Annotated in this window: 17 protein-coding genes; 9 read left to right on the top strand and 8 right to left on the bottom strand. The window is 73.9% G+C overall.

Annotated elements, in window-relative coordinates; all coding sequences use genetic code 11:
- Positions 1–139: 139 nt before the first annotated feature.
- Together ACFQLX_RS14460 and hmgA are read right to left on the bottom strand one after the other, a co-directional pair.
- Positions 140–895: a GntR family transcriptional regulator gene (locus ACFQLX_RS14460; protein ID WP_386414993.1), complete on the bottom strand. Its 756-nt coding sequence runs from the start codon at positions 893–895 to the stop codon at positions 140–142.
- Between the two features lie 13 nt (positions 896–908).
- Positions 909–2240 carry a homogentisate 1,2-dioxygenase gene (gene hmgA, locus ACFQLX_RS14455; protein WP_386414991.1) on the bottom strand — a complete coding sequence of 444 codons (1332 nt, stop codon included), beginning with the start codon at positions 2238–2240 and terminating at the stop codon, positions 909–911.
- Positions 2241–2414: 174 nt separating this feature from the next.
- On the opposite strand from hmgA, the gene ACFQLX_RS14450 reads away from it, so the two are divergent.
- From ACFQLX_RS14450 to ACFQLX_RS14430, 5 genes are all read left to right on the top strand, one after another.
- Positions 2415–4637 (top strand): molybdopterin oxidoreductase family protein, encoded by a 2223-nt coding sequence (locus ACFQLX_RS14450; protein WP_386414989.1) that lies wholly within the window; start codon positions 2415–2417, stop codon positions 4635–4637.
- A gap of 208 nt (positions 4638–4845) precedes the next feature.
- A complete protein-coding gene (locus ACFQLX_RS14445; RefSeq protein WP_386414987.1) occupies positions 4846–6252 on the top strand; it encodes a CitMHS family transporter in 1407 nt (468 codons plus the stop codon).
- Positions 6253–6312: 60 nt separating this feature from the next.
- Positions 6313–7503, top strand: coding sequence for an MFS transporter (locus ACFQLX_RS14440; protein ID WP_386414986.1), 1191 nt, complete (start codon positions 6313–6315; stop codon positions 7501–7503).
- Positions 7504–7593: 90 nt separating this feature from the next.
- Entirely contained in the window at positions 7594–8994 is a 1401-nt protein-coding gene (locus tag ACFQLX_RS14435; protein WP_386414984.1) for an aldehyde dehydrogenase family protein, read from the top strand.
- 95 nt (positions 8995–9089) lie between these two features.
- Entirely contained in the window at positions 9090–10169 is a 1080-nt protein-coding gene (locus ACFQLX_RS14430; RefSeq protein ID WP_386414983.1) for a zinc-binding dehydrogenase, read from the top strand.
- A gap of 46 nt (positions 10170–10215) precedes the next feature.
- Here ACFQLX_RS14430 and ACFQLX_RS14425 read toward each other — a convergent pair whose 3' ends face one another.
- Positions 10216–11346: a MalY/PatB family protein gene (locus ACFQLX_RS14425; RefSeq protein WP_386415091.1), complete on the bottom strand. Its 1131-nt coding sequence runs from the start codon at positions 11344–11346 to the stop codon at positions 10216–10218.
- Positions 11347–11537: 191 nt separating this feature from the next.
- Between ACFQLX_RS14425 and ACFQLX_RS14420 the strand changes: the two genes are divergently transcribed.
- Positions 11538–12311 (top strand): hypothetical protein, encoded by a 774-nt coding sequence (locus ACFQLX_RS14420; protein ID WP_386414981.1) that lies wholly within the window; start codon positions 11538–11540, stop codon positions 12309–12311.
- Positions 12312–12333: 22 nt separating this feature from the next.
- Here the strand turns inward: ACFQLX_RS14420 and ACFQLX_RS14415 are convergent, their stop codons facing one another.
- Complete coding sequence (locus tag ACFQLX_RS14415; protein WP_386414979.1) at positions 12334–12846, bottom strand: DUF402 domain-containing protein; 513 nt, start codon at positions 12844–12846, stop codon at positions 12334–12336.
- A 9-nt stretch (positions 12847–12855) separates the two neighbouring features.
- Positions 12856–13518 (bottom strand): TetR/AcrR family transcriptional regulator, encoded by a 663-nt coding sequence (locus ACFQLX_RS14410; RefSeq protein WP_386414976.1) that lies wholly within the window; start codon positions 13516–13518, stop codon positions 12856–12858.
- A gap of 64 nt (positions 13519–13582) precedes the next feature.
- Between ACFQLX_RS14410 and ACFQLX_RS14405 the strand changes: the two genes are divergently transcribed.
- Positions 13583–14734: an acyl-CoA dehydrogenase family protein gene (locus ACFQLX_RS14405; protein ID WP_386414974.1), complete on the top strand. Its 1152-nt coding sequence runs from the start codon at positions 13583–13585 to the stop codon at positions 14732–14734.
- 68 nt (positions 14735–14802) lie between these two features.
- Here ACFQLX_RS14405 and ACFQLX_RS14400 read toward each other — a convergent pair whose 3' ends face one another.
- Positions 14803–15690, bottom strand: coding sequence for a glycoside hydrolase family 16 protein (locus tag ACFQLX_RS14400; RefSeq protein ID WP_386414972.1), 888 nt, complete (start codon positions 15688–15690; stop codon positions 14803–14805).
- Positions 15691–15901: 211 nt separating this feature from the next.
- On the opposite strand from ACFQLX_RS14400, the gene ACFQLX_RS14395 reads away from it, so the two are divergent.
- On the top strand, positions 15902–16537 hold the full coding sequence (locus ACFQLX_RS14395; RefSeq protein WP_386414970.1) for a TetR/AcrR family transcriptional regulator: 636 nt from the start codon (positions 15902–15904) through the stop codon (positions 16535–16537).
- 4 nt (positions 16538–16541) lie between these two features.
- On the opposite strand, the gene ACFQLX_RS14390 is transcribed toward ACFQLX_RS14395, so the two are convergent.
- Positions 16542–17012 (bottom strand): MaoC family dehydratase, encoded by a 471-nt coding sequence (locus ACFQLX_RS14390; RefSeq protein ID WP_386414968.1) that lies wholly within the window; start codon positions 17010–17012, stop codon positions 16542–16544.
- A gap of 186 nt (positions 17013–17198) precedes the next feature.
- On the bottom strand, positions 17199–18467 hold the full coding sequence (locus ACFQLX_RS14385) for an exo-beta-N-acetylmuramidase NamZ family protein (RefSeq protein ID WP_386414966.1): 1269 nt from the start codon (positions 18465–18467) through the stop codon (positions 17199–17201).
- Between the two features lie 141 nt (positions 18468–18608).
- Here ACFQLX_RS14385 and ACFQLX_RS14380 point away from each other — a divergent pair, with 141 nt between their 5' ends.
- Positions 18609–19355 (top strand): SDR family oxidoreductase, encoded by a 747-nt coding sequence (locus ACFQLX_RS14380; protein WP_386414964.1) that lies wholly within the window; start codon positions 18609–18611, stop codon positions 19353–19355.
- Positions 19356–19368 lie beyond the last annotated feature (13 nt).

Below are 19368 nucleotides of genomic sequence, written 5' to 3'. Positions count from 1 at the left end.
AGCGTGACCGTGCCCCCGACCGCCACCGGGCCCCTCCTCCCGTAGAACTCCCGTAAAGCTCCCGCAGACCTCCAGCCGACCGTGCCCACGATCGTACGGGCGCCCACGGACATCGGCCGGGGCACCTCGCAAGCAGGCCCTACATCTCCACGGTCACCGAGAACGAGAAGCGGTCCCCCCGGTAGCGGATCCGCGCCACGTCCACCACCGTGCCCGCCTCGTCGTACGACACCCCCGTGCACAGCAGCACCGGACTGCCCACGGGCACCGCCAGCAGCCCCGCCGTCTCCGCGTCCGCGAGCCGCGCCTCCACCGTGTCCGTGATCCGCGCGATCCGCACCCCCACCGCGTCGCGCAGCACCCGCGTCATCGGCCAGCGCTCCAGATCGGCGGGGTCGATCCGGGCCGCCGGCTCCGGGCGCACGAAGTTCTCCGCCCAGTTGACCGGCTCGCCCGTCGCCTCGTCACTGCGCAGCCGGCGGTAGACGCCCACCTCGGTCAACCCGGGGAAATGGCAAGCCAGTTCGGGCGGGACCGGCCCCGTTCCGTGCGCCAGCAGCCGCGCCGCGTCCACCGACTGCTGCGCCACGATCGCGTCCACCGAGCCCAGCACCCGCACCGGACCGGAACGCCGCGACCGGACGGCCGCCGCCTCGATGAACGTCCCGCGCCGCCGATGGCGGCTGATCAGCCCCTCCTCCTCCAGCTCCTTCAGCGCCTGGCGCACCGTGAGGACGCTGACGTCGTAGTGCTCCGCCAGCCGCCTCTCCGTGGGCAGCCGCAGCGGCGCCTCGGGGGAGCGGCCGAGTATGCAGGCCCGCAGCGACTGCGAGATCTGATACCACAGCGGCAGCCGGCGGTTGAGCTCCAGGCGGTCGGGCGCGAAGGTGTCCACGTATCCAAGACTCCTAAGGAGCGCGGAAGTTGCGCCGCAGACCGCCCCACACCTCGTCGTAGGCCGGCTGCAGCTCCGGTGCCCGCGCCGCCTGCGCGGTCGCCGTCACCGGCCAGCGCGTCTCGAACATGAACGCGAGCCCGTCGTCGACCCGTTGCGGTCTCAGCTCGGCCGCCGAGGCCTTGTCGAAGGTCTCCCGGTCGGGCCCGTGCGCGGACATCATGTTGTGCAGCGAGCCCCCGCCGGGTACGAAGCCCCCCCTGCCGCCCGTCTTCGCGTCGTACGCGCCCTCGATCAGGCCCATGTACTCGCTCATCACGTTGCGGTGGAAGTACGGCGGCCGGAAGGTGTCCTCGCCGACCAGCCAGCGCGGGGCGAAGACCACGAAGTCGACGCCCGCCAGTCCCGGGGTGTCGGAGGGCGAGGTGAGGACCGTGAAGATCGACGGGTCCGGGTGGTCGTAGCTGATGGTGCCGATGGTGTTGAAGCGGCGCAGGTCGTAGACGTACGGCACGTGGTTGCCGTGCCAGGCCACCACGTCCAGCGGGGAGTGGTCGTAGGTGGCGGCCCACAGGTTCCCGCAGAACTTGTTGAGCACCAGCACCGGCCGCTCGACGTCCTCGTACGCGGCCGTCGGCGCGCGGAAGTCCCGGGCGTTGGCCAGGCCGTTGGCGCCGATGGGGCCCAGGTCGGGCAGCGTGAAGGGGGCGCCGTAGTTCTCGCAGACGTAGCCGCGCACGAAGGGGTCGAGCGGCTCGACGCGGAAGCGCACCCCGCGCGGGATCAGCGCCACCTCGCCGGGCTCGGCCCGCAGCCGCCCGAACTCCGTGTGCAGCAGCAGCCCGCCGCGCTCGGGGACGATCAGCAGCTCGCCGTCGGAGTCGCTGAACACCTTGTCCGTCATGGGGGAGTCGGCGCGGTAGAGGTGGATCGCCATACCGGTGCGCTGGGCGGCGTCGCCGTTGCCGCCCAGGGTCCACAGGCCGTCCACGAAGTCCGTACCGGCCGGGGGCTCGGGGAGCGGGTCCCAGCGCAGCCGGTTGGGGTCGGGGACGGTCTCGGTGAACGGGGCCGTGCGCAGCGCCCCGTTGGCCACCCGCTCGAAGGCCGGATGGGCGACCGAGGGGCGGATGCGGTAGAGCCAGGAGCGGCGGTTGCAGGCGCGCGGCTCGGTGAAGGCCGAGCCGGAGAGCTGCTCGGCGTAGAGCCCGAGCGGCGCGCGCTGCGGCGAGTTGCGCCCGATCGGGAGCGCGCCGGGGACGGCCTCGCTCGCGTGCTCGTTGCCGAAGCCCGTGGCGTACGCCAGCGCCTCGGCGGTCTTCCGTGCCTCGTCGACACTGCTCATCGCGACGCCGCCTGCCTTTCCGTACCCCGAATCCTCTGTACGACCATAGGAATCAAGCCCGGCCACGTCAATGCGGAGCCCTGTCCTCACCGCCGCCCCCGGGATACCGTGCGGTATGTGCCCGGCCCCCGAGCCCGTACGGGCAGGGGGAGACGCGCGGCCGAAGGGAACCCGATGACGACGCGCACCGCCCTGCGGATCTGCCCCCTGTGCGAGGCCACCTGCGGCCTTGCACTGACGATCGAGGGGGAGGGCCCGGACGGCGTCGTGACCGGCGCGCGCGGCGACCGCGACGACGTCTTCAGCGCCGGCTTCGTCTGCCCCAAGGGCGCCGCCTTCGGCAGCCTGGACGCCGACCCCGACCGGCTGACCGCCCCGCTGGTGCGCCGCGACGGCGAACTGCGCGAGGCCTCCTGGGCACAGGCGTTCCAGGCGGTCGCCGACGGCCTGGGCACGGGGAAGGAGGGCGTCGCGCTCGTCCTGGGCAACCCCAACGTCCACACCGTGGCCGGCGCGCTGTACGTACCGCTGCTCGCCCGCGCCCTCACCAACAGGGCGCTCTTCTCCGCCAGTACGGTCGACCAGATGCCCAAGCAGGTCGCCTGCGGCTATCTCTACGGCGACCCCCTGGCCTTCCCCGTCCCGGACCTGGACCGCACCGACCACCTGCTGATCGTCGGCGCCAACCCCCTGGTCTCCAACGGCTCCCTCACCACCGCCCCCGACTTCCCCGGCCGGCTGAAGGCGCTGCGCGCCCGCGGCGGCCGGCTCACCGTCATCGACCCCAAGCGCACCCGCACCGCCCGCCTCGCCGACCGCCACATAGCGCCCCGCCCCGGCACGGACGCCGCGCTGCTGCTCGCCATGGCCCACGTCCTGCTCGCCGAGGGCCTGGCCACCCCCGTCGAGTCGGTAGCGGGCCTCGACGAGGTACGCGACCTCCTCGCCCCCCTCACCCCCGAGGCGGTCGCCGCCCACTGCGACGTCGAGGCGGGGACCGTACGGGAGCTGGCCCGCGAGCTGGCCGCCGCGCCCACCGCCGCCGTCTACGGGCGGATGGGCTCCACCACGGTGGAGTTCGGCACGCTCACCAGCTGGGCCGTCGACCTCCTCACCATCCTCACCGGCAACCTCGACCGCCCCGGCGGCGCGCTCTTCCCGCGGTCCGCCACCGCCACCGTGCGCCCCCCGGGACCCGGCCGGGGCTTCCGCATCGGCCGCTGGCACAGCCGCGTCTCAGGCCACCCCGAGGTCATGTCCGAGCTGCCGCTCGCCGCCCTGGCCGAGGAGCTCGACACCCCGGGGGAGGGGAGGCTGCGGTACGTCATCACCGTCGCCGCCAACCCGGTGCTCTCCGCACCCGACGGCGAGCGGCTCGAACGGGCCCTCGCCGACTGCGCGTTCATGGTGAGCGTCGACCCCTACCTCAACGAGACCACCCGCCACGCCGACGTCGTCCTGCCGCCGCCCCGCCCCACCCAGAGCGCCCACTTCGACTTCGCCTTCAACGCCCTCGCGGTACGCCACAACGTCCGCTACAGCCGCCCCGCCGTCCCGCTGCCCGCCGGCCGCCCCGACGAGTGCGCCATCCTCACCCGCCTCGCCCTCATCGCCGGCGGCGCACCGCCCGACACCGACCCCGCCGCCCTGGACGCCCTGGCCGTCGACTTCCTCCTGCGGCGGGCCGTCGCCCAGCCGCACTCCCCGGTCCACGGCCAGGACCCGGCCGCCCTCGCCACCCGGCTGACGGGCGCCGACGGCGCCGAGCGCCGCCTGGACCTCATGCTGCGCCTGGGCCCGTACGGCGAGGGCTTCGGCGCCGACCCGGACGGCCTCAGCCTGGCCGCCCTGCTCGCCCACCCGCACGGCATCGACCTGGGCCCACTGCGCCCGCGACTGGCCGAGGTGCTCAAGACCCCCTCCGGCCTGATCGAGCTGTGCCCCGAGCCGATCGCCGCCGACCTCCCGCGCCTGCTGGCCTCCCTCGACCGGCGCCCCGGCGAGCTGGTCCTCATCGGCCGCCGCCACCTGCGCTCCAACAACAGCTGGATGCACAACGTCCCCGAGCTGAGCGGCGGCACCAACCGCTGCACCCTGCAGGTCCACCCCCGCGACGCCGAGCGGCTGGGGCTCACCGACGGGGCGGCGGCCCGGATCAAGGGCGACGGCGGCGAGATCACCGCCGAGGTCGAGCTGACCGGGGAGCTGCGCCCCGGCGTCGTCAGCCTCCCGCACGGCTGGGGGCACGACCGCCCCGGCACCCGGACGTCCGTCGCGGCGGCGCACCCCGGCGCCAACGTCAACCAACTCCTCGACGGCAGCCGCCTCGACCCGCTCTCGGGCACGGCGGTGCTCAACGGCTTCCCCGTCCAGGTCTCGCCCGCCGAGGCCCCGTGACGAGACCGGCAAGAGCGGGCCGGCGCCCGCGCACCTGCGCGTGCGTCGGCCCGTATCACCGCTGCGACCTGCGCTTTTGATCGTATTGGTCTCGCCCGAACCTCTTGTCCCGCCCTTCGGGCGCCGCCTAACGTGCCCGAGACCGCGTCCCGCGCCGTGCCGTCCCCGACCGCGCCGGGAGTTCAAAGGCGAACGTTAGGCAGTCCCCATGCTCACCATCCTCGGCTTCGCCATGATCGCGTGCTTCCTCGCGCTGATCATGGCGAAGAAGATGTCCCCCATCGCGTCCCTGGTGCTCGTCCCCGCGGTCTTCTGCGTCCTCGCGGGCAAGGGGGCCCACCTCGGCGACTACGTGGTCGACGGCATCGAGAGCCTCGCGCCCACCGCCGCGATGCTGATGTTCGCGATCATCTTCTTCGGCATCATGATCGACGTCGGCCTCTTCGACCCGATCGTCCGCGGCATCCTGCGCTTCTGCAAGGCGGACCCGCTGCGGGTGGTCGTCGGTACGGCCGTCCTGGCCGCGATCGTCTCCCTCGACGGCGACGGCTCGACCACCTTCATGATCACCGTCTCGGCGCTGCTGCCGCTCTACCGGCGGCTGAAGATGAGCCTGACCGTCATGACCTGCATCGCCGCCACCGCCAACGGCGTGATGAACACCCTTCCCTGGGGCGGTCCGACGGCCCGCGCGGCCACCGCGCTCAAGCTGGACGCGAGCGACATCTTCGTCCCGATGATCCCGGCGCTGCTGGTCGGCCTGCTCTTCGTCTTCGTCCTGGCGTACTTCCTCGGCCTGCGCGAGCGGCGCCGGCTGGGCACGCTGACGCTGGACGAGGCGCTGGAGAGCGAGCCGGTGACCGTCGGCGCGGGTGGCGGCACCTCCAAGGGCGCCACCACGAAGGGCTCCGGCGCCAAGGGCTCCACCGCCACGGGCTCCGGCACCGACGCCGAGGAGTACGACCAGGAGGCCGCCTCCATCCTGGACCCGAACCGGGCGACCCTGCGCCCCCGGCTCTACTGGTTCAACGCGGCCCTGGTCGTCACCCTGCTCACCCTGCTGATCCTGGAGACGCTGCCCATCCCGGTGCTCTTCCTGCTGGGCGCCGCCCTCGCGCTGACGGTGAACTTCCCGCACGTCAAGGAGCAGAAGGCGCGCATCGCCGCCCACGCGGACAACATCGTCAACGTCGCCGGCATGGTCTTCGCCGCCGCCGTCTTCACCGGCGTGCTCACCGGCACCGGCATGGTCGACCACATGGCCAAGGCCGTCGTCGACGCCGTCCCGGACGCGATGGGCCCGCACATGGCGCTGGTCACCGGCCTGCTGTCGATCCCCTTCACCTACCTGATGTCCAACGACGGCTTCTACTTCGGCATCGTCCCGATCCTCGCCGAGGCCGGCGCCGCACACGGCGTCGCCCCGGTGGAGATCGCCCGCGCCTCGCTGATCGGCCAGCCGCTGCACATGTCCAGCCCGCTGGTGCCGGCCGTCTACGTGCTGGTCGGCCTGGCGAAGGTGGAGTTCGGCGACCACACCCGCCAGACGGTGAAGTGGGCCGCGCTCACCTCGCTGGTGGTGCTGCTCGCCGGGCTGCTGTTCGGGATCATCTGATGCCGACGCCCCGCGAGCGCCGCCCGGGCTCCCCGGGAGCCCGCCGTCCATGACCCGCTCGTGAGCCGCACCGGGCCCGGCAGGGGCTGGCTGCTGCGCCTGGTCATCGCCTTCGCCTTCGCGCAGGGGGCGGTGAGCATGGCGCGGCCGGCCGTCGCCTACCGGGCCCTCGCGCTGGGCGCGGACGCCCGCGCGGTCGGCGTCATCGCCGGCGTCTACGCCCTGCTCCCGCTGCTCGCCGCCGTCCCCCTGGGCCGGCGCACCGACCACGGCCGCTGCGCCCCGCTGCTGCCGGCCGGCGCCGCGCTGATCGCGCTGGGCTGCGCCGGCTCCGGGCTGGCCGGCTCCCTGCCGGCGATGGCGGCGTGGAGCGCGGTGATGGGCCTGGGCCACCTGGCCTTCGTCATCGGCGCCCAGTCGCTGGTCGCCCGCCAGTCCGCGCCCGGCGACCACGACCGCAACTTCGGCCACTTCACCATCGGCGCCTCGCTCGGCCAGCTGGTCGGCCCGGTCGCGGCCGGCGCGCTGATCGACACCGCCGCCCCCCGGTCCAGCGCACTGGCGCTGCTGGTCTCGGCGGCCGTGTGCGTCTGCTCGTACGCGACGATGTGGCGCATCGAGCGGCCCGTCGCGCAGCCGGTACGGGCCGAGCCCGCCCCCCGCGTGCCGGTCATCCGGATCCTGCGCACCCGCGGCGTCCCCGGCGGCATCTACGTCTCCCTCGCGGTGCTCTCCGCCGCCGACGTCCTCACCGCCTACCTCCCCGTCGTCGGCGAGGAGCGCGGTATCGCCCCCGGCGTCGTGGGACTGCTGCTCAGCCTGCGCGCCGGGGCGTCGATCCTGTGCCGGATCGCGCTGGCGCGGATGGTCGGGCTGCTGGGCCGCGACCGGCTGCTGGCCGTGAGCTGCCTGGCCGCCGCGCTGCTCACGGCGGTGCTGGTCGCCCGGGTGCCGCTGTGGGCGCTGGCCCTCGCCCTGGGCCTGCTCGGCTTCTGCCTGGGGGCGGGCCAGCCGCTCAGCATGACCACCGTCGTCCAGGCCGCCCCGGCGAAGGCCCGCTCCACCGCCCTCGCCCTGCGCCTCACCGGCAACCGCCTCGGCCAGATCGCCGCGCCCGCCGGCGCCGGCCTGCTCGCCGGCGCCGCCGGAACGGCCGCCCCCTTCGCGATGCTGGGCATACTCCTGCTGACGGCGGCGGGCACGGCCGCCCGGCCGCCCGCCCGGTCCCCGGCCCCGCCCGGGCCGACGTGACCCACGGCACGGGACGGGGGACTGGGCGGGTAAAACTAACGGCGCTAGTTTGGATCACGCACGACAGCGGCTCCACCGGGAGGACACGACATGAAGGCCCATGACGCCCTGTTCATCGCCGGCGGCTGGCACCCCGCCACCACCGGCGACACCATCGAGGTCGTGAACCCGGCCGACGAGCAGGTCATCGCCACCGTCCCGGCCGGCGGCGCCGCCGAAGTCGACCCTGCCGCCCGCGCCGCCCGCGCCGCCTTCCCCGGCTGGGCCGCCTCCGCGCCCGCCGAGCGCGCCGCGCTGCTCACCGCCCTGCGCGACCAGCTCGCCGCCCGCGCCGGGGAGATCGCCGAGACCGTCACCGCCGAGCTGGGCGCGCCGTCGGTCTTCGCGCAGAAGGTGCACGCCGCGCTGCCGGTCGCGATCACCGGGAGCTACGCCGAGCTGGCCGCCTCGTACCCCTTCGAGGAGCGCGTCGGCAACTCCACCGTGCTGCACGAGCCGGTCGGCGTGGTCGCCGCGATCACCCCGTGGAACTACCCCCTCCACCAGATCACCGCCAAGGTCGTCCCGGCCCTCGCCGCGGGCTGCACCGTGGTCCTCAAGCCCGCCGAGGACACCCCGCTGGTCGCCCAGCTCTTCGCCGAGTGCGTCGAGGCCGCCGGGCTGCCCGCCGGGGTCTTCAACCTGGTCACCGGGCTCGGCCCGGTCGCCGGCCAGGCGCTCGCCGAGCACCCCGGCACCGACCTCGTCTCCTTCACCGGCTCCACCGCCGTCGGCCGCAAGATCGCCGCCATGGCCGGCGCCGCGGTCAAGCCGGTCGCCCTGGAGCTGGGCGGCAAGTCCGCCAACGTCATCCTGCCCAGCGCCGACCTGGCCAAGGCGGTCGCCGTCGGCGTCGGCAACGTGATGGCCAACTCCGGCCAGACGTGCAGCGCGTGGACCCGGATGCTGGTGCACACCGACTACTACGAGGAGGCCGTGGCGCTCGCCGCCCAGGCCGCCGCGAAGTACGCCACCCCCGAGCGGATGGGCCCGCTGGTCAGCGCCCGCCAGCGCGAACGGGTGCGCGGCTACATCGAGCGCGGCCTCGCCGAGGGCGCGCGGCTGGTCGCCGGCGGCGCGGAGTCCCCCTCGTACGCCCCGGCCGGCTACTACGTGCAGCCGACCGTCTTCGCCGATGTCACCCCCGAGATGGCGATCGCCCAGGAGGAGATCTTCGGCCCCGTCCTGTCCCTCATCCGCTACCGCGACGAGGAGGAGGCCCTGGAGATCGCCAACGGCACCGTCTACGGCCTCGCCGGCGCGGTGTGGGCGGGCGAGGAGGCGGAGGCGGCGGCCTTCGCGCGGCGGATGGAGACCGGGCAGGTCGACATCAACGGCGGGCGCTTCAATCCCCTGGCCCCCTTCGGCGGTTACAAGCAGTCGGGCATCGGGCGGGAGCTGGGCGCGTACGGTCTGGCGGAGTACCTGCACACCAAGTCCCTTCAGTTCTGAGCGAGTCGCCAACCGGCCCCGGGTCGGTTGCGAACCGGCCCCGAGCCGCCGTCGATCCAGCCCCGAGCACGCCCCGACAGGGAGAGTCAACGCCCATGGTCCGCGCCATCGTTCTGCCCGCCGTCGGCTCCGCACTGGAGTCGGCCGACATCGACCTGCCCGCCCCCGGACCCGGTCAGGTACGGGTACGGCTGGCCGCCGCCGGCGTGTGCCACTCCGACCTGTCGTTGTCCAACGGCACCCTGCGCCAGCACGTCCCCGCCGTCCTGGGCCACGAGGGCGCCGGCACCGTCACGGCCGTCGGACCGGACGTCACCGGCACGGCCGTCGGCGACGAGGTGATCCTCAACTGGGCGCCCTCCTGCGGCAGCTGCCACTTCTGCGGCCTGGGCGAGGTCTGGCTGTGCACCGAGGCCGGCGCGGCGGCGGCCGTCCCGTACGCCACCTGGTCCGGCGGCGAGCTGTACGCCGGCCTCGGCACGGCCGCCTTCGCCCAGGAGACCGTCGTCCCCGCCAAGGCCGCCATCGCACTGCCCGCCGGCGTCGACCTGGAGTGCGGCGCGCTGCTGGGCTGCGCGGTGCTCACCGGCTGGGGCGCGGTCCACAACTCCGCGCGGGTCAGGGCCGGGGAGTCCGTCGTCGTGTTCGGCGTCGGCGGGGTGGGCCTGACGGTGCTGCAGTCCGCGCGCATCGCGGGCGCGGGGCAGATCATCGCGGTCGACGTCTCGCCGGAGAAGGAGGAGCTGGCACGCCGGGCCGGCGCCACGGACTTCCTCCTCGCCGCCGACGACACCGCGAAGACCGTCCGCCGCCTCACCGGCGGCATCGGCGCCGACGTGGCGATCGAGTGCGTGGGACGCGCCGACACCATCCGCACCGCCTGGTCGTCCACCCGGCGCGGCGGACGGACGACCGTCGTCGGCATCGGCGCCCACGACCAGAAGGTCTCCTTCTCCGCGCTGGAGCTCTTCCACTTCGGACGCACCCTCTCCGGCTGCGTCTACGGCGACAGCGACCCGGCCCGCGACATCCCGCTCATCGCCGGGCAGGTGCGCTCGGGGGCCCTCGACCTCGCCTCCCTGGTCACCGACCGCATCACGCTGGACGCGGTGCCGGCGGCGTTCGACGCGATGCGGGCGGGCAAGGGCGCGCGCTCGCTGGTGGTCTTCGACTGACGGCGGTGAAGCCCGGGGGCTGCCGGCGGGCAGCCCCCGGGGCCGCTCACTTTGCCAGCGCCGCCGCCATCCGCCGGACCGCCTCGTCGAGCAGCTCCGGCGCGGTCGCGAAGTTCAGGCGTACGTGGCCCGCGCCGCCCCTACCGAAGGGCAGCCCGCCGGCCAGGGCCACCCGCCCCCGGTCCAGGAACACCTGCGCCGGATCGTCGCCCAGCCCCAGGCCCCGGCAGTCCAGCCACGCCAGGTAGGTGCCCGCCGGCTCGCGGTAGCCCACCCGCGGCAGCCGCTCGGCCAGCAGCGCCCCCAGCCGGGCGCGGTTCGCCGCCAGCCCCGCGAGCAGGGCGTCCAGCCAGGGACCGCCGTGGCGCAGGGCGGCGCTGTGCGCCAGGATGCCCAGATGGCTGGGGCCGTGCCCCACCTCCTTTGGCATCGCGGCCAGCTCGGCGGCGGAGTCCGCACCCGCGACCGCGAGCGCCGCCTTGAGACCGGCCAGGTTCCACGCCTTCGACGCCGAGAGCAGCGCGAAACCCCGCTGAGCGCCGGGCAGGGAGAGGTACGGGGTGTGCCGGGCCCCCGGCGGCACGAGGGGGGCGTGGATCTCGTCCACCACGACCCGTACCCCGTGCTCCTGCGCGAGGGCGGCGACCCCGGCCAGCTCGGCGGGGGTGTGGACGGTGCCGGTGGGATTGTGGGGACTGCACAGCAGGTACGCGTCCGCCTCCCGGAACGCCTCGTCCAGCGCCGCGAGGTCGAGCCGGTGCCCGGGGGTGAGGGGCGCCGCGACCACCCGGCGGCCGAGATGCTCCGTGAAGGCGTAGAACGGCGGGTAGACCGGGGAGTTGACCACCACCGTGCCGCCGGGAGCCGTGACGAGCTTCAGGACCTCGACGATTCCCAGCATCACGTCCGGGACCATCGCGGTGCGCTCGGGGAGCACCTCCCAGGACCAGCGGTCCTTGGCGAACTCCGCCAGGGCCTCGGCGTACCCGGGACCCGGCGGATAGCCGGTGTCCCCCTCCGCGACCGCCCGGTGCAAGACCTCCGCCACCGGCTCCGCCAGACGGACGTCCATCTCGGCGATCCACAGCGGGAGCACGTCGGGGTCGTGGACCCGCCACTTCGCGCTGGTGCGCCGGCGCAGGTCGGCGAGGGTCGGCTGGGTCAGGGGGTTGGGGATCACGCGGTCCTCTCCTCGTGCGCTCTCGGCTCGGGCGCCCGGCTCGTGCGCTCCGACGGGGCGCCCCCGCAGCGTAGGAGGACGGCGCGGCCTGGTCCACCAGGGGGAGATCGAGACGCGGGGGATCTCGACGCGGGCGTTACCCGGCGGTTAACCTGCGCCGACCGAATTCGTGTGCAAGGGGGTTTGACGTGGGCGAAGTATCCGACGACGACGCGTTCTACGTGCTGACCGCGGCACTGCTGACGCCGGCGAGGTTCCCCGCGGTACTGGGCGACGACTACCCCGCGGCCTGCGCGGCGGTGGGGATGACCGCGCACCCGGCCGGATACGGGCTCATCTTCGGCCAGGACACGGCGGGCGCGCGGTGGACCGTGGTCGTCAACGACGCCTCGCTGGTCGCCGTCGCCCTGGCCGCCTGGGACGTGGGCATCGAACGCGAGCTGGAGCCCGAGGAGCGCAGCGTCGTCGACACCATCCCCGGCTGGCCGCTCGCCCTCGCCGTCTCCGCTCCCGAGCTGCCCGCCCCGCACGACCCCGCCGACGACGGCCGCCCCCCGCTGGCACCGCCGGACGCCGAGGAGTGGGGCCCCGCCCAGCGGCGCCTGGGGGCCGACGAGATCTCCCTGCGCTGGCGGGAGTGGCGCGAGCGCCTCGACCCCGACCAGCTGCCGACGGAGTCCGCCGGCGGACCCACCCACCCGGGAGTCCGGCGGGTGATCGCCGACCTGGAGGGGTACGTGGCCGAGCCGCCGCCGCCCGGGCGCATCCGCTCCTCCTTCGCCACCGACGAGGCGCGCACGCTGCGGGTGGACGGCGCGGGCTGGTCGCTGATCGCCCGCACCGACGACCTCGCCTTCGTCCTGCTGGACGAGTCGCCCGGCGACGTCATCCCGCTGGCCAGGGGTGAGAAACTGCCCGGACTGCTCACCGCACTGGACGAGCTGGCCACCAGACCGCTCTGAGCACCCGCCCGCGCGAAGCCGTTCAGCCGACCCGGGCCAGCCACCCGCGGTACGCCTCGCCGAACGGCTCGCGGCGCTCGGCGACCGCCGCGAGCAGCCAGTCCGCCGCCGCCCGCGCCCGCTGGACGACCTCGGGCGGATAGCCGTAGCGGACCCGGTGCTCGGCGAACTCGTCCTCGTCCAGCAGGAGCGCCCCGTCGGCCCCGCGCCTGCGCACGACGTCCAGGTCCAGGTCGACGCAGCCGACCTCCGCCGCCGAGGTCCACCGGGCCGGGGTCGTCACGTCGACATAGATCTCGGTCGACTTGGGCTGCGCGTTGAAGGTCGCCGTCCACCAGGTGTCGGGCTCGCGCGGGACGAGGGAGACGTACGCCCAGGCCGCCGGCTCCGCGCTCTCGTGCCCCTTCGCGATCGGCGTGTACGGCGGCGCGCCCAGCCAGACCCCGTGCGCGTCCTCGCCGAGGCGGCGCATCGTGAGGTTCCAATGAAGGGTGCCGTCGTACTTGCGGTAGACGACTCGTACCAGGTCTGCCATGCACGGATCCTACGGGTGGGACTCGCGGAACTGGAGGGTCAATCCGGCCACCAGCGCGGTGAGTCCCGTCTCGAACGCCCCTTCGTCCACCCGGCGTTGGTGCTCCGCGAGCAGGTGGGCCCGCCCCAGGTTCGGGTAGTCGGCCGGGTCGTACGCCCCCGGGTCGGCCACGAAGCCGCCCGCGAAGGAGCCCAGTGCGGAGCCGGTGACGAAGTAGCGCATCAGAGCGCCGATCCGGGTGGCCTGGGCCGGCGCCCAGCCCGCCTTCACCATCGCGCCGAAGACCGCGTCCGCCATCCGCAGGCCGCCCGGCCGGCGGCCGGGGCCCGCCGCGAGGAAGGGCACCAGGTGGGGATGGGCGGCCAGCGCCGCGCGGTAGGAGCGGGCCCAGGCCAGCAGGGCCTCGGGCCAGTCGGCGGCGGGGGCGCCGCCGGCGCCGTCGTCAGGGGGCTCGAACATCGACAGGTCGACATCCTCGACCACCCGGTCCGCCACCGCGCCGAGGATCTCGTCCTTCGTCGTGAAGTGGTTGTAGAGCGAGGGCCCGCTCACCCCCAGCTCCGCCGCGAGCCGCCGGGTGGAGAGCGCGGCCAGCCCGTCCGCGTCGATGAGGTCCAGCGCCGCTGTGACGATGCGCTCACGGCTGAGGAGGGGCTTGCGGGGGCGGGCCATGCGGCACATAGTAGAGCCGCCCCGTAAAACTAGCAGTGCTAATTTTTGGAAAGGACGCGAGGTCATGGACCTGGAGCTCTCGCCCGAGCAGTCCGCCGCCCGCGCACTGGCGCGGGACTTCACGGTGCGCGAGGTCGCCCCGTACGCCGCCGAGTGGGACCGCGCCGAGGCGGTGGACCGGGGGATCGTGAAGAAGCTGGGCGAGGTGGGCTTCCTCGGGCTGACCCTCCCCGAGGAGTACGGCGGGAGCGCCGGCGACCATCTGACGTACGTCCTGGTCACCGAGGAGCTGGGGCGCGGCGACTCCTCCGTGCGCGGCATCGTCTCCGTCTCGCTGGGCCTGGTCGCCAAGTCCATCGCGGCCTGGGGCGACGAGGAGCAGAAGCGCACGTGGCTGCCCCGGCTGGCCTCCGGCGAGGCCGTCGGCTGCTTCGGCCTCACCGAGCCCGGCACGGGCTCCGACGCCGCGAACCTCACCACCCGCGCCGTACGCGACGGCGGCGACTGGGTGATCGACGGCACCAAGATGTTCATCACCAACGGCACCTGGGCCGACGTGGTCCTGCTCTTCGCCCGGACGAACGACACCCCCGGCCACAAGGGCGTCAGCGCCTTCCTGGTGCCCACCGACACCCCGGGGCTGGGTCGGCGCGAGGTGCGCGGCAAGCTCGGGCTGCGCGGGCAGGCCACCGCCGAGCTGGTGCTCGACGAGGTGCGGGTGCCCGCCTCGGCGATGATCGCGCCGGAGGGAAAGGGCTTCTCGGTCGCCATGTCCGCGCTGGCCAAGGGGCGGATGTCGGTCGCGGCGGGCTGTGTGGGCATCGCCCAGGCGTGCCTGGACGCGGCGGTCGGCTACGCCGGGGAGCGCGAGCAGTTCGGCACGCCGATCGCGCACCACCAGCTCGTCCAGGAGCTGCTCTCCGACATCGCGGTGGACGTCGACACCGCCCGGCTGCTGACCTGGCGGGTCGCCGACCACATCGACCGCGGGCTGCCCTTCGCCACCGAGTCCTCCATGGCCAAGCTCTTCGCGAGCGAGGCCGCGGTGCGCTGCGCCAACAACGCCCTGCAGGTCTTCGGGGGCTACGGCTACATCGACGAGTACCCGGTCGGCAAGCTGCTGCGCGACGCGCGGGTGATGACGCTGTACGAGGGCACCAGCCAGATCCACAAGCTGCTGATCGGCCGGGCGCTCACGGGTGTCAGCGCGTTCTGAGCCGGCCTGGCGCACGCACGCCGCCCCCGGTCCGCCGGTACGGGCCGGGGGCGGCGTGCGTGCGGGTGTCAGCGGTAGACGCGCACGTAGTCGGCGTAGAACGTGATCGGCTCGTCGCTGGTCGGCGGGGCGTGGAACTCGTTGTCGTCGATGGACAGGTTGAGGATGACGTGCGACTTCCAGTCGAAGTCGGCGACGCCGATGGGCTGCGAGAAGACCTTCTTGCCGTCGACGTACCAGTCCGTGGTGTCGAGTCCGTAGCGGGTGCCGATGGTGACCCACTTGCACGGGCTGATCAGGCTGGGGTCGTTGTAGTAGTCCTTGGCGAACAGGGCGTGGTTGGTCAGCTCCAGGGTGTTGGGCGTGTCCGGGTGGTACTCGAAGGTGTCGACCTCGTCGTTGCCCGCGTCCCAGTCGTTGTCCACCGACCAGGTCCACAGCGCCGGCCAGGCGCCCTGCTGGTCGGGCAGCATGACGCGGGTCTCGATGTAGTCGTAGGCGTGCACCTGGAAGGCGTCCGTCGTGTACTCGGTGGTCAGCAGGCCGGTGTCCCAGGCCCGCTTGCCGTTCTCCAGGATGTGCTGGGAGGGGGTCGCGGTGAACTTCGCGTTGCCGTTCTCCACCGTCACCGCGCTCTGGGTGAGCCAGTCGAGCTTGCCGTAGTTCGGGTTGTGGTTGACGTACTGGTAGGCGCTGGTGCGGTCGCCGGTCCACTTGGTGCCCCACTGGATGGGGCCGTCGAACTCCTCGTCGAAGACGAGCTCGCGGCCCTCGATCGGGGCGTCGTTCGGGGCGACCGCCTCCTGGTTCGCGAGGGCGGCGTGGTCGGGGTGGCTCGATCCGGGGCCGGGGTGGTCCAGGGCGGCGGCGTGCGCGGGGACTGCGACCGGCAGCAGCGTCGCGAGCGCGGCAGCTCCGAGGAGCGCGCGGAGGTTGATCGCCAGTGAAGGACGCATGGGGGTTCCACTCCTGGGGGTAGCGGGAGGTGCGGGCAGCCAATGAGGCGAAAACCGCCGCAAAAGGAATAACTCGCACATAAGACCATGGAGTCGGAAGCGTCCGCCGGATCTCCGCCCCGTGTCCCCGAAGCCCCGGTGCAAGCCCTAAGCGCTTGCTCAGCTTCGGGGTAGGGTGGGCGGGCCGGTTACGGGAAGAGCGGGGTGTGCGATGCGCGAGGTGGATGCGGAGGCGGAGGTCGCCGCCTGGGACGGCGTGGAGCCGGAGGCCGCGCGGCGGCTGCTGTCCGCCGGCGTGGAGGCGTTCGCCGAGCGCGGCTACCACGCGACCACCACGCGCGACATCGCCGGCCGGGCGGGGATGAGCCCGGCGGCGCTCTACATCCACTTCCGGACCAAGGAGGAGCTGCTCTTCCGGATCAGCAAGGTCGGGCACGAGCGCGCCCGCCGGATCGTCGCCGAGGCCGCCGGCGCGCAGGCCTCCCCCCGCGAGCGGCTCGGCCGGGCCGTGCGCGACTTCGCCCGCTGGCACGCCGAGCACCACACCACCGCGCGCGTCGTGCAGTACGAACTCCAGGCGCTCGGCGAGGAGCACTACGCCGAGATCGCCACCCTGCGCCGGGACATCGACTCCCAGCTGCGCGGCATCATCGAGGACGGCGTGCGCGGCGGCGACTTCGCCGTCGACGACATCCCCGGCACCTCGCTCGCGGTGCTCTCGCTGTGCGTGGACGTGGCGCGCTGGTTCAGCGCCGCGGGCAGCCGTACGCCCGACGAGGTCGGCGCGCTGTACGCGGACCTCGTCGGGCGGATGGTGACGGGCTGCGCTGGACCGGCGCGCCCGTAGCGCCTCAGAAGTAGAAGCGCGAGACCGACTCCGCGACGCAGACCGGCTTCTCGCCGCCCTCGCGCTCCACGGTGAAGGCCACGGCGAGCTGCACGCCCCCCGGTACCTCGGCGGCCTCGGAGATGCGGGCGGTGGCGCGCAGTCGCGAGCCGACCGGTACGGGGGCGGGGAAACGCACCTTGTTCGTCCCGTAGTTGACGCCCATCCGCGCCCCCTCGACGGCCAGCAGCTGCGGACCGAAGAGCGGCAGCAGCGAGAGCGTCAGGTAGCCGTGGGCGATCGTCGTGCCGAACGGCCCGGCGGCGGCCCGCTCCGGGTCGACGTGGATCCACTGGTGGTCGCCGGTCGCCTCGGCGAAGAGGTCGACGCGCTTCTGGTCGATCTCCACCCAGTCCGTCCAGCCCAGCTGCTCGCCGACCGCCGCCTTGAGCTCCTCGGCCGAGGTGAAGATGCGGGGCTCCGCAGTACCAGCCATGTCCGTCCGCCTCCCAGGTGTGGCGCGCGGCGTCCCTGTACCGCGCATGTGCTAAGCGACTGCTTAGCATGGTCTCGCCGGAGGGCGCTGTCAATGCTGGTCGGGGCCACTCAGGGCCGGCCGGGGCCGCTCAGGGCCGCTCGGGGGCGGGTAGGCGCCTGGAACGGCCCCACCCGCCCCGCCGCCTCAGTACAGGAGGTACTGCCCGCGCACCGCCCGGAACGCCGCCAGCTCCTCCTGCCAGCCGGCGACGACCTCGTCCGCCGAGGCGCCCGCGTCGATCATCGTGCGCACCAGCGTGGAGCCGGTGAGCTTGTCGATCCAGTTGTCGGGGCGCCAGGCGAAGCCGCTCCAGCTCCGCTTGGCCGTCACCAGCAGCGCGACACCGGTGCGGACCGGGTCGTACACGCGGGCGTTCGCCACGTGCACCTGCACACCCCCGCAGGTCCTGCCCTGGAACTTGGAGAACGTCGGCGCGAAGTACGCCTCCCTGAACCGCACGCCGGGCAGCGCGAGTTCGTTCACCGCCGCCGCCCACTGCCGGCCGACGCCCTCGGCGCCGAGCAGCTCGAAGGGCCGGGTCGTGCCGCGCCCCTCGGAGAGGTTCGTCCCCTCGAAGAGGCAGGTGCCCGGGTAGGCCAGCGCGGTGTCCGGGGTCGGCATGTTCGGGCTGGGCAGCACCCAGGGCAGCCCGGTGGAGTCGAAGAACCGCTCGCGGCCCCACCCCTCCATCGTCACGACGTCCAGCTCCACCGGCCGCCCCGCGTCGGCGGGGACGAACTCGCCGTTGTAGAGCCGCGCCAGCTCCGCCACGGTCATCCCGTGCTGCTGGCTGATCGCCTTGCGCCCGACGAAGGTGGCGAACTGCGGGTGCATGACGGGTCCGTACGCGTCACGCCCGGAGACCGGGTTGGGGCGGTCCAGTACGAGGAAGGGCCTGCCGGCCAGGGCGGCGGCGACCATGCAGTCGTAGAGCGTCCAGATGTACGTGTAGAAGCGCGCGCCCGCGTCCTGGATGTCGAAGACGACGACGTCCACGCCCGAGCGGGTGAAGATGTCGGCCAGCTTCTGGCCGCTGGCCTGGTACGTGTCGTAGACCGGCAGCCCGGTGGCCGGGTCCTCGTAGAAGCCCTCGGAGCCGCCGGCCTGCGCGGTGCCGCGGAAGCCGTGCTCGGGGCCGAACACGGCGGTCAGGCGCACCCGTTCGTCGGCGTGCATCACGTCGACGATGTGCGACACGTCCTGGGTGATGCCGGTGGGGTTGGTGACCACGCCGACCTTCATGCCGCCGAGCCGCGCGTAGCCCTCGGCGGCGAGGCGCGCGAAACCGGTGCGGACGGGGCCGGAGGCGGTGGGGGCCGCGCTCGGCGCGGCGGCAGCGCTGTGCTGCCCGGCGGACACGACGGCGGCCGCACCGGCGGCGCCCGTCAGCAGGGACCTTCTCGACAGACTCATGACGCGGCACGTTAGCGCTTGCGGGCCCGGGCGGGAACGGCCGTGCACCGGTGTGTTCACCGCGCCCCCCGCGCCCTTCGACCCCTTCCCGATCACATACCGACCGGTTAGTCTGCGCTGGACGAGTCGGAGGGAAGCAGCATGCGGGACACGAACGTGGTCGTCACCGGGGCCGGCGGCGGGATCGGGGCCGCGCTCGCGCGCCGGTTCGCCGCCGAGGGCGCGCGGGTCGCGGTCAACGACCTGGACAAGGCGAAGGCCGAGGCGGTGGCGGGGGAGATCGGCGGCGTGGCCGTCCCCGGTGACGCCTCGGACATCGTCGCGGCGGCCCGGGAGGCGCTGGGCGGGCCCATCGACGTCTACTGCGCCAACGCGGGCACCGGCACCGGCGGCGGACCCGAAGTCCCGGACGCCGACTGGGAGTCGGCCTGGGACGTCAACGTGATGGCCCACGTCCGCGCCGCCCGCGAACTGCTGCCGCAGTGGCTGGAGCGCGGCCGCGGCCGCTTCGTCTCCACCGTCTCCGCCGCCGGCCTGCTGACGATGGTCGGCGCCGCCCCGTACAGCGTCACCAAGCACGGCGCCTTCGCCTTCGCCGAGTGGCTCTCGCTCACCTACCGCCACCGCGGCGTCCACGTCCACGCGATCTGCCCCCAGGGCGTACGCACCGACATGCTCGCCGCCACCGGGAAGGCCGGCGCACTGGTGCTGGAGCAGACCGCGATCGAGCCGGAGGCGGTGGCCGAGGCGCTGATGGCGGGCATCGCGGCCGACCGCTTCCTGATCCTCCCGCACCCGGAGGTCGCCGGCATGTACGCGGCACGCGCCGCGGAGCCCGAGCGCTGGCTGCGCGGGATGAACCGGATCCAGCGGGCCCTGGAGGAGTGAACGTGCGCCCGCC

It is taken from the genome of Streptomyces polyrhachis, assembly GCF_042663125.1.
Classification (GTDB): domain Bacteria; phylum Actinomycetota; class Actinomycetes; order Streptomycetales; family Streptomycetaceae; genus Streptomyces; species Streptomyces polyrhachii.
Note: the sequence above shows the minus strand (reverse complement) of the source record. Positions and strands in the feature narration are given on the sequence as shown.

What these genes read in the sequence shown, in the direction of transcription:
- hmgA (WP_386414991.1), bottom strand. Translation starts at nt 2,240, where the DNA reads ATGAGCAGTGTCGACGAGGCACGGAAGACCGCCGAGGCGCTGGCGTAC.
- ACFQLX_RS14450 (WP_386414989.1), top strand. Translation starts at nt 2,415, where the DNA reads ATGACGACGCGCACCGCCCTGCGGATCTGCCCCCTGTGCGAGGCCACC.
- ACFQLX_RS14445 (WP_386414987.1), top strand. Translation starts at nt 4,846, where the DNA reads ATGCTCACCATCCTCGGCTTCGCCATGATCGCGTGCTTCCTCGCGCTG.
- ACFQLX_RS14435 (WP_386414984.1), top strand. Translation starts at nt 7,594, where the DNA reads ATGAAGGCCCATGACGCCCTGTTCATCGCCGGCGGCTGGCACCCCGCC.
- ACFQLX_RS14430 (WP_386414983.1), top strand. Translation starts at nt 9,090, where the DNA reads ATGGTCCGCGCCATCGTTCTGCCCGCCGTCGGCTCCGCACTGGAGTCG.
- ACFQLX_RS14415 (WP_386414979.1), bottom strand. Translation starts at nt 12,846, where the DNA reads ATGGCAGACCTGGTACGAGTCGTCTACCGCAAGTACGACGGCACCCTT.
- ACFQLX_RS14410 (WP_386414976.1), bottom strand. Translation starts at nt 13,518, where the DNA reads ATGGCCCGCCCCCGCAAGCCCCTCCTCAGCCGTGAGCGCATCGTCACA.
- ACFQLX_RS14405 (WP_386414974.1), top strand. Translation starts at nt 13,583, where the DNA reads ATGGACCTGGAGCTCTCGCCCGAGCAGTCCGCCGCCCGCGCACTGGCG.
- ACFQLX_RS14400 (WP_386414972.1), bottom strand. Translation starts at nt 15,690, where the DNA reads ATGCGTCCTTCACTGGCGATCAACCTCCGCGCGCTCCTCGGAGCTGCC.
- ACFQLX_RS14395 (WP_386414970.1), top strand. Translation starts at nt 15,902, where the DNA reads ATGCGCGAGGTGGATGCGGAGGCGGAGGTCGCCGCCTGGGACGGCGTG.
- ACFQLX_RS14390 (WP_386414968.1), bottom strand. Translation starts at nt 17,012, where the DNA reads ATGGCTGGTACTGCGGAGCCCCGCATCTTCACCTCGGCCGAGGAGCTC.
- ACFQLX_RS14385 (WP_386414966.1), bottom strand. Translation starts at nt 18,467, where the DNA reads ATGAGTCTGTCGAGAAGGTCCCTGCTGACGGGCGCCGCCGGTGCGGCC.
- ACFQLX_RS14380 (WP_386414964.1), top strand. Translation starts at nt 18,609, where the DNA reads ATGCGGGACACGAACGTGGTCGTCACCGGGGCCGGCGGCGGGATCGGG.